The sequence below is a fragment of the Streptomyces sp. TM32 genome, from assembly GCF_004122755.1.
GTDB lineage: Bacteria > Actinomycetota > Actinomycetes > Streptomycetales > Streptomycetaceae > Streptomyces > Streptomyces sioyaensis.
This window is the reverse complement of record NZ_SDIG01000248.1, coordinates 1-6,996: the sequence shown is the minus strand read 5'-3', so window position 1 is coordinate 6,996 and position 6,996 is coordinate 1. Positions and strand designations below refer to the sequence as shown.

At 70.4% G+C, this 6,996-nt stretch carries 8 protein-coding genes and 1 pseudogene; 6 read left to right on the top strand and 3 right to left on the bottom strand.

Going from position 1 to position 6,996, the window contains the following annotated elements; genetic code table 11:
* The first annotated feature begins 52 nt into the window (after positions 1-52).
* Positions 53-721, top strand: coding sequence for a precorrin-8X methylmutase (locus EST92_RS30275; RefSeq protein ID WP_129283876.1), 669 nt, complete (start codon positions 53-55; stop codon positions 719-721).
* Entirely contained in the window at positions 718-2,271 is a 1,554-nt protein-coding gene (locus EST92_RS30270) for a precorrin-2 C(20)-methyltransferase (RefSeq protein WP_129283875.1), read from the top strand. The genes EST92_RS30275 and EST92_RS30270 overlap by 4 nt, the downstream gene beginning before the upstream one ends.
* A gap of 211 nt (positions 2,272-2,482) precedes the next feature.
* Here the strand turns inward: EST92_RS30270 and EST92_RS32490 are convergent.
* The 3 genes and pseudogenes from EST92_RS32490 to EST92_RS30255 all read right to left on the bottom strand — a co-directional run.
* Positions 2,483-2,680 (bottom strand): annotated as a pseudogene (locus EST92_RS32490) (DUF397 domain-containing protein); the annotation flags it as partial.
* A gap of 22 nt (positions 2,681-2,702) precedes the next feature.
* Positions 2,703-2,912: a DUF397 domain-containing protein gene (locus EST92_RS30260; protein ID WP_129283873.1), complete on the bottom strand. Its 210-nt coding sequence runs from the start codon at positions 2,910-2,912 to the stop codon at positions 2,703-2,705.
* Positions 2,909-3,730, bottom strand: a complete 822-nt coding sequence (locus EST92_RS30255) for a helix-turn-helix transcriptional regulator (protein ID WP_129283872.1) — start codon at positions 3,728-3,730, stop codon at positions 2,909-2,911. The genes EST92_RS30260 and EST92_RS30255 overlap by 4 nt, the downstream gene beginning before the upstream one ends.
* 137 nt (positions 3,731-3,867) lie before the next feature.
* Between EST92_RS30255 and EST92_RS30250 the strand changes: the two genes are divergently transcribed.
* The 4 genes from EST92_RS30250 (at position 3,868) to tgmC (ending at position 6,813) form a co-directional block, all read left to right on the top strand.
* The gene (locus tag EST92_RS30250; RefSeq protein ID WP_174244176.1) at positions 3,868-4,095 is read left to right on the top strand and encodes a hypothetical protein; all 228 of its coding nucleotides are present in this window, start codon (positions 3,868-3,870) and stop codon (positions 4,093-4,095) included.
* 294 nt (positions 4,096-4,389) lie between these two features.
* Positions 4,390-4,701, top strand: a complete 312-nt coding sequence (gene tgmA, locus EST92_RS30240; RefSeq protein ID WP_275540908.1) for a putative ATP-grasp-modified RiPP — start codon at positions 4,390-4,392, stop codon at positions 4,699-4,701.
* A gap of 11 nt (positions 4,702-4,712) precedes the next feature.
* A complete protein-coding gene (tgmB, locus tag EST92_RS30235; protein WP_129283870.1) occupies positions 4,713-5,699 on the top strand; it encodes an ATP-grasp ribosomal peptide maturase in 987 nt (328 codons plus the stop codon).
* Entirely contained in the window at positions 5,692-6,813 is a 1,122-nt protein-coding gene (gene tgmC / locus EST92_RS30230) for an ATP-grasp peptide maturase system methyltransferase (RefSeq protein WP_129283869.1), read from the top strand. Before tgmB ends, tgmC begins: the two co-directional genes overlap by 8 nt.
* The last annotated feature ends 183 nt before the right edge of the window (positions 6,814-6,996 follow it).

The following is a 6,996-nucleotide window of genomic DNA, read 5'->3' as shown; positions in this document are numbered from 1 at the left end:
CCCGTGACCCCCGGCCCCACCAGCCGGAAGTCATACCCCGAGCCACACCCCCATGAGCCAGCCCGCACCCGACAACCCCGAGGCCACAGTGACCGCGTTCGACTACGAGAAGGACGGTGCGGCGATCTACCGCCAGTCCTTCGCCACCATCCGCGCCGAGGCGGACCTCGGCGGGCTGCCCGCCGACGTCAGCCAGGTCACGGTCCGCATGATCCACGCCTGCGGCATGGTCGACCTGGTACGCGATCTGGCCTTCACCCCCGGCGTGGTGGCGAGCGCCCGCGCAGCGCTGCGCGCCGGCGCCCCCCTCCTCTGCGACGCCAACATGGTCGCCAGCGGCGTCACCCGCAAGCGGCTGCCGGCGGACAACGAGGTGCTGTGCACCCTCGCCGACCCCGCCGTCCCGGACCTGGCCGCCCGGATGGGGACGACCCGCAGCGCCGCCGCCCTGGAGCTGTGGCGGGACCGGATGGACGGCGCCGTGGTGGCGTTCGGCAACGCCCCCACCGCCCTCTTCCGGTTCCTGGAGATGATCGAGGAAGGGGCGCCCCGCCCGGCCGCCGTCATCGGCATACCCGTCGGCTTCATCGGCGCCGCGGAGTCCAAGGACGCGCTGATCGCCCACCCGTCGAAGCTGGACCACCTGGTGGTGCGCGGGCGCCGGGGCGGCAGCGCCATGGCCGCCGCCGCGATCAACGCCCTGGCGAGCGAGGAAGAATGAGCGTGAGCGAGCAGCAGGCACCCGGCACCGAGGGCACGCCGTCCCCGGCCACCCCTGGCCGCCTCTACGGCGTCGGGCTCGGCCCCGGCGACCCGTCCCTGATGACCGTGCGGGCCGTACAGGTCATCGGCGAGGCCGACGTCATCGCATACCACAGCGCCCGGCACGGACGCTCCATCGCGCGCGCGATCGCCGCCGAGCACCTGACCGCCGACCACATCGAGGAGGCGCTGGTCTACCCGGTCACCACCGAGTCGACCGACCACCCCGGCGGCTACCGGGGCGCGCTGGACGAGTTCTACGAGGCCGCGGCGGCCCGCCTCGCCGCCCACCTCGACGCCGGCCGCACCGTTGCCGTCATCTCCGAGGGCGACCCGCTCTTCTACGGCTCCTACCAGCACATGCACAAGCGGCTGGCCGACCGCTACCCGACCGAGGTCATCCCCGGCGTCACCTCCGTCAGCGCCGCCGCGGCCCGCCTGGGCAGGCCGCTCGCCGAGGCCGACGAGGTCCTGACGATCCTCCCCGGCACCCTGCCGGAGGAGGAGCTGACCGCCCGTCTGGCCTCGACCGACGCCGCCGTCGTCATGAAGCTCGGCCGCACCTTCCCCACCGTGCGCCGCGCCATGGAACGCTCCGGCCGCCTCCCGGAGGCCCACTACGTCGAACGCGCCACCATGTCCGGCGAACGCACCGAGCCACTGGCCGACATCGACGCCGACACGGTCCCGTACTTCTCCGTCACCGTCGTCCCCAGCCGCATCGCCGGCCCGCCGCCCGAGGCCTCCGCGGCATCCGGCCCCGGCGAGGTGGTGGTCGTCGGCACCGGCCCGGCGGGCCCGCTCTGGCTGACCCCCGAATCCCGCGGCGCCCTCGCCTCCGCCCAGGACCTCGTCGGCTACACCACCTACCTCGACCGCGTCCCGCACCGCCCCGGCCAGCGCCGCCACGCCTCCGACAACAAGGTCGAGTCCGAACGCGCCGAACTCGCCCTGGACCTGGCCCGGCGCGGCCGCCGGGTGGCCGTGGTCTCCGGCGGCGACCCCGGCATCTTCGCCATGGCCACCGCCGTCCTGGAGGTCGCCTCCCAGGACCCGTACCGCGCCATCCCCGTACGCGTCCTGCCGGGCGTCACCGCCGCCAACGCCGCCGCCGCCCGCGCCGGCGCCCCCCTCGGCCACGACTACGCCGTCATCTCCCTCTCCGACCGCCTCAAGCCCTGGGAGGTCATCGCCGAACGCCTGCACGCGGCGGCCGGCGCCGATCTGGCCCTGGCCCTCTACAACCCCGGCTCCCGCAGCCGCACCTGGCAGGTCGGCAAGGCCCGCGAACTCCTCCTGGAACACCGCGCCCCCGACACCCCCGTCATCCTCGCCCGCGACATCGGCGGCCCCGAGGAATCCCTCCGCACCGTCCGCCTCACCGACCTCGACCCCCACCAGGTCGACATGCGCACCCTCCTGATCGTCGGCTCGTCCCAGACGCAGGCGGTACGGCGCGACGACGGGACCGAGGTCGTGTGGACGCCTCGGAGGTATCCGGAGGGGTGAGCCGGACAGCCAGGTGGGGGCTCCGGCTCACTCCATGAGGGGGCTGGGCCCCGGGCGTCGCTTACCCGCCGGTCACCTGAGCCAGACGCCGGTCGAGCTCACCGTCCAAGTCCTGCTGCTGTACCGCGGTCGGGGCATACCCGTTCCACTTCTTCAGCGCCGTGAGGGCCTTCTCGGCGCGCTCTGCATGCTCAGCCGGGGGCAGCAGACGACCGTTCTTCACGGTGGCGATGAAGCCCGACCAGGCGGTGGCCGGGAAAAGCAGCACACCGCCGGTCGGGTTCTTGCTGTCGCGGACGGGGACTGCGCCGGGGAAGCCGTCGGCGATCTCGACGCAGTTGGCGTCTCCGCCATTGCTGTAGCTGCTCTTGCGCCATGCGGCGCCGACCAGGTCGGGGATGGAGTTCATGGATTGATCCCCTCCAGTTGTCTCAGCGGAGCCGGTCAGCCCTCACGCCGCCTATGAAGCCCGACCATGCGGCGGCCGGGAAGATCAGCACCGGGCCCTCGGGGTTCTTGCTGTCGCGGACCGGGACTGCGCCGGGGAAGCCGTCGGCGATCTCGACGCAGTTCGAGTCTCCACCATCGCTGTAGCTGCTCTTGCGCCACGCGGCGCCAACCAGGTCAGGGACGATCTTCATGGTCTGCTGTCCTCCACCAACTGTCCGATGAACGCTGCTGATTCGCGCAGCGAGAGTGCCATGTCTCGGAGCCGATCGTAAGACAGGCGAAATCGCGTCACCTCGGCTGCTTCCTCGATCAGCTCGCCCGACCTGTTGCCTTCGCGGTAGGCAACAGAGCTGCCGTCCGGCATCCACAGGAGCGACAGCGAACCCCCCATAAGGTCGTGTACTCCGGCGGAGAACGGAAGTACCTGGATCGCCATGTTGGGAGCCTCGGCAGCGTCCGCGATACGTGTCAGCTGTTCATGCCAGACCTTGGGATCGAGGGCCGGCCGCCGCAAAGCCGATTCGTCGAGGATGATCCGCACGCTCGGCGGTGGATCGCGACGCAGCAACTCCTGCCTGCCCAGCCGCGCCGCAACCGCCTCTTCGAGTTCGTCGGAGCTTATAGGGGTGGGGGCCGATGACAGCACGACGCGGGCGAACTCCTCGGTCTGCAACAGGCCAGGGACGACGACCTCGTACTTCTGCATAATCACGGCCTTCGCCTCCAGCTGCATGAACAACCGGTACTTGTCCTTGAAGGCATCCAGCCGCGCCAGCTTCCACAGCCGTACGAGCAGCCCGCCCGTTGCGTAGACCTGGTCCAGGGTCTCCATGACCGGCAGCTTCGAGAGGCGTTCGCCGGTCTCCAGGCGGTGCAGGTAGGTGCGGTCGTAGTTGGTCTCGTCGGCGAGCTGGGCCAGGGAACGGCCCGACGTGCCGCGTAAATGGCGGAGTTCGCTGGCGAGTACCGCACGAGCGGAATCTTCATCTTCGGGGTTGTGTTCGACCATCTCAACTCCCTTTGTTGCCCTGCGTGGTGACAACGTCGGATATCTATCGAGACCCGGCTTCGGGCGACAACTCTAGGAGTGCACAAGGAATTTGGCAGTTCCTTCAGGATCAGGAACCCGAACGGAGAAGAGCGAAAATGGGAATGGCGGAGCGCAGTCCGGCGGCCGGGCGGGTCCGGGACGCCGAGCAGGCACGGGACGAGCTGCGGACGGCGCTGAAGGACGTGGGGATCACCCTGCCGTCGCTGGGGCTCGACATCGTCTCGCTGGCCGGGGACTTTCCGCGTCCGCTCGTGGATCTCGGGCGGTGTACGCCCGACCTCGCACGCCGGATCGCGGAATCGCTGCGGAAGGGTGCGCAGTGAGTGAGGCGGCGGCAGAAGAAAGCGAGCCCGGTCGGGAAGCACCGTACGAGGAAGAGAAAGAGTCGGAAGCCGAGGACCGTCGTGCGGAATTACGGCAGCGGGTTCGTGAGGCCAATCACTTCAGTCTGAATCTGCCGCGCTGAGAATTCCCCGCAGCCATTCCGCCGCCTCCTCCGGATCCGCCGCCACCGGCACCCCCTCCGGGACGGGCGGCCGCCGGACGACCATCACCGGTACCCCCGCCTCCCGGGCCCCGCCCGACTAGAAGGGCAACGACAGCCGGGCGGGTAGCAAATGCAGTGCACCACCGTACGAATCGACCAAGGAGGAAACTTGCAAACGAGCCTCGCAGGTACAGAGACCACCGCACCGGCCCCGTGGGGGCTGCGTCGTATGGCACCGCTGCGCAACGGTTCTCCCTCGCCGTGGCGGTACGCGGGCATCGACCCAGCCACGCAGACCGGCCGATGGATCGGGGAGGACGGAGCGATGACGCCGGCTGAACTCGGCAAGCACGGCACGAGCGTGAACACCTACCCACCCACGCAGGTCAGCAAGGACGGGAAGCAGGACCCTGACTCCGGCCATGATGCGACACAGGACTAGGGGGTAGCGCCATGGACGGACGCCTGGTGCTGGTCTGCACGGAGGACGAGGACGCAACCGCTGATCTGGTCATCGCCGAGTTGAACCGGCGCCGGGTGCCCGTCCTCCGGTTAGACCCGGGGCGCGACTTCCCGACGCCCGTGATGCTCGCCGCACGGATCGGGGCTGGGGGCACCTCCCGGACGGAGTCTGGGGGAGGATGGGGCGGGCGACTGACGGTCGGGGAGCGTACGGCCGACCTTTCCGCCGTACGTGCCCTGTACCACCGTCGGCCGAGCCCCTACTCGACAAACAGCGGCGAGCAGGCGGCCCGGTTCGCCGCGCAGGAGAGCCGGCGCGGCCTGGGCGGCGTGCTGGGGGCGCTGCCGGGGTGCCTGTACCTGAGCCACCCGCAGGCCATCGCGAGGGCGGAATACAAGCCCGCGCAGTTGGACGCCGCGACCCGTGCCGGGCTCACGGTCCCGGCCACCCTCATCACCAACGACCCGGGGCAGGCCAAGCTGTTCTGTTCCGAACAGCCCACGATCTACAAGCCGTTGCACGCGGGGGCGTATGAGGTCGAGGGCGAGCCCGCCGGAATCTGGGCCGCGCCGGTCGAGGCGGGCGAGATCGATGGCGCGGTGAACCGCAGCGCGCACCTGTTTCAAGCGCAGGTGCCCAAGGTGGCGGACGTGCGGGCGGTCGTCGTCGGCGAGCAGGTGTTCGCGGCGCGCATCACCGCGCCGCCGGGGGTCGTGGACTGGAGAGCCGAGTACCAGAGCCTCGCCTATGAACCGGTCGCCTGCCCGGACGAGATGCGCGGGGCGCTGGTGCGGTTTCTCGCCGGCTTCGGGCTGAACTTCGGTGCCTTCGACTTCGCCGTGACGGCGGACGGTGCATGGTGGTTCCTGGAGTGCAACCCCAATGGCCAATGGGCGTGGCTCGAAGACGCGGCCGGACTGTCCCTCACAACTGCTATCGCCGATCTGTTGGAGAACGGAGCGAGCCGGTATGACTGACCCCCTGCACTCGGAACACCTACGGGCCGACCTCGCGCGGCGCCTGTCCGAATCCGGCGCGCTGCGCAGCCCCGAATGGGAGGCGGCTGTCATGGCGGTGCCCCGCGAGACGTTCCTCTGGCGCGGCTGGTTCGAGTATGAAGAGGGCGGTTGGTACCGGCCCGCGGCCGCGGACTCCCCGGAAGGACTCGCGCGGATCTACGAAGACGACACCCTCGTGACACAGGTCGCCGGGGGAGTCTTCCCCGAGCAGGTCGAGGGGCGCATCACCGCGGCCCCGTCGTCATCGTCCACCCTGCCAAGTCTGGTGGTGCGGATGCTCGAAGACCTGCGGGCGACCGAGGCGACGCGCGTCCTTGAGATCGGCACCGGCACGGGCTACTCAACCGCGCTGCTCTGCCAGGTCGTCGGCGAGGACAACGTGGCCACAGTCGAGGTCGACGCCGAGGTGTCCGCCCGTGCCGGAATGGCCCTCGCGGGCGCCGGATACTGGCCTACCCGCGTGGTCGGTGACGGCCTGGGGGGCTACAAGGAGGGCAGCCCGTATGACCGCGTGATCGCTACGTGCAGCGTGCATACCGTGCCGGCTGACTGGCTCGCGCAGACACGGCCCGGTGGTGAGGTCCTGGTCACGGTCGGCGGGTGGATGCACGCATCCGAACTCGTACGGCTCACGGTCGCCCACGATGGCACGGCGAGCGGCCCGGTGCTCGGCGGACAGGTCTCGTTCATGCTGGCCCGTCCGCACCTTCCGCCCCCGCTCGGGATGCTGCCGAACCTCAGCGAGGGCGACGCGATGCCCGCAGAGCTGGGCGCGGATGTGCTCGACGACTGGACAGCCCGATTCGTCGCGCAGTTCGCCGCGCCGCGCGCGCAGCGGCTCACGCTGGAACGGAACGGCCGGACGGAACACGTCGTGATCGACGTGGACGCCGAGTCATGGGCGGTCGTCTACCAGGACAGCACGCGGTGGATGGTGCGGCAGGGCGGCGCGGCGCGCCTGTGGGACGAGATCACCGAGCACCTAGCGCACTGGCAGGCGGACGGGCGCCCGTCCGCCGACCGTATGCGGCTGCACGTCGGCCCCGACGGGCAACGCCTCACCTGGGCGTGACCGCGAGCTGACACCCCACGCTGCCCCGCCCGTCCGTCGTTCCTCCGTCGCGGATGGGCGGCCCATCACCTCAGTGTGAATCTGCCCCGCTGAGAATTCCCCGCAGCCATTCCACCGCTCCGACGACTCGGGCACCACCGACAACTTCACCAAGTACCTCAAGGGCGCCGCCCCGGGTGACTG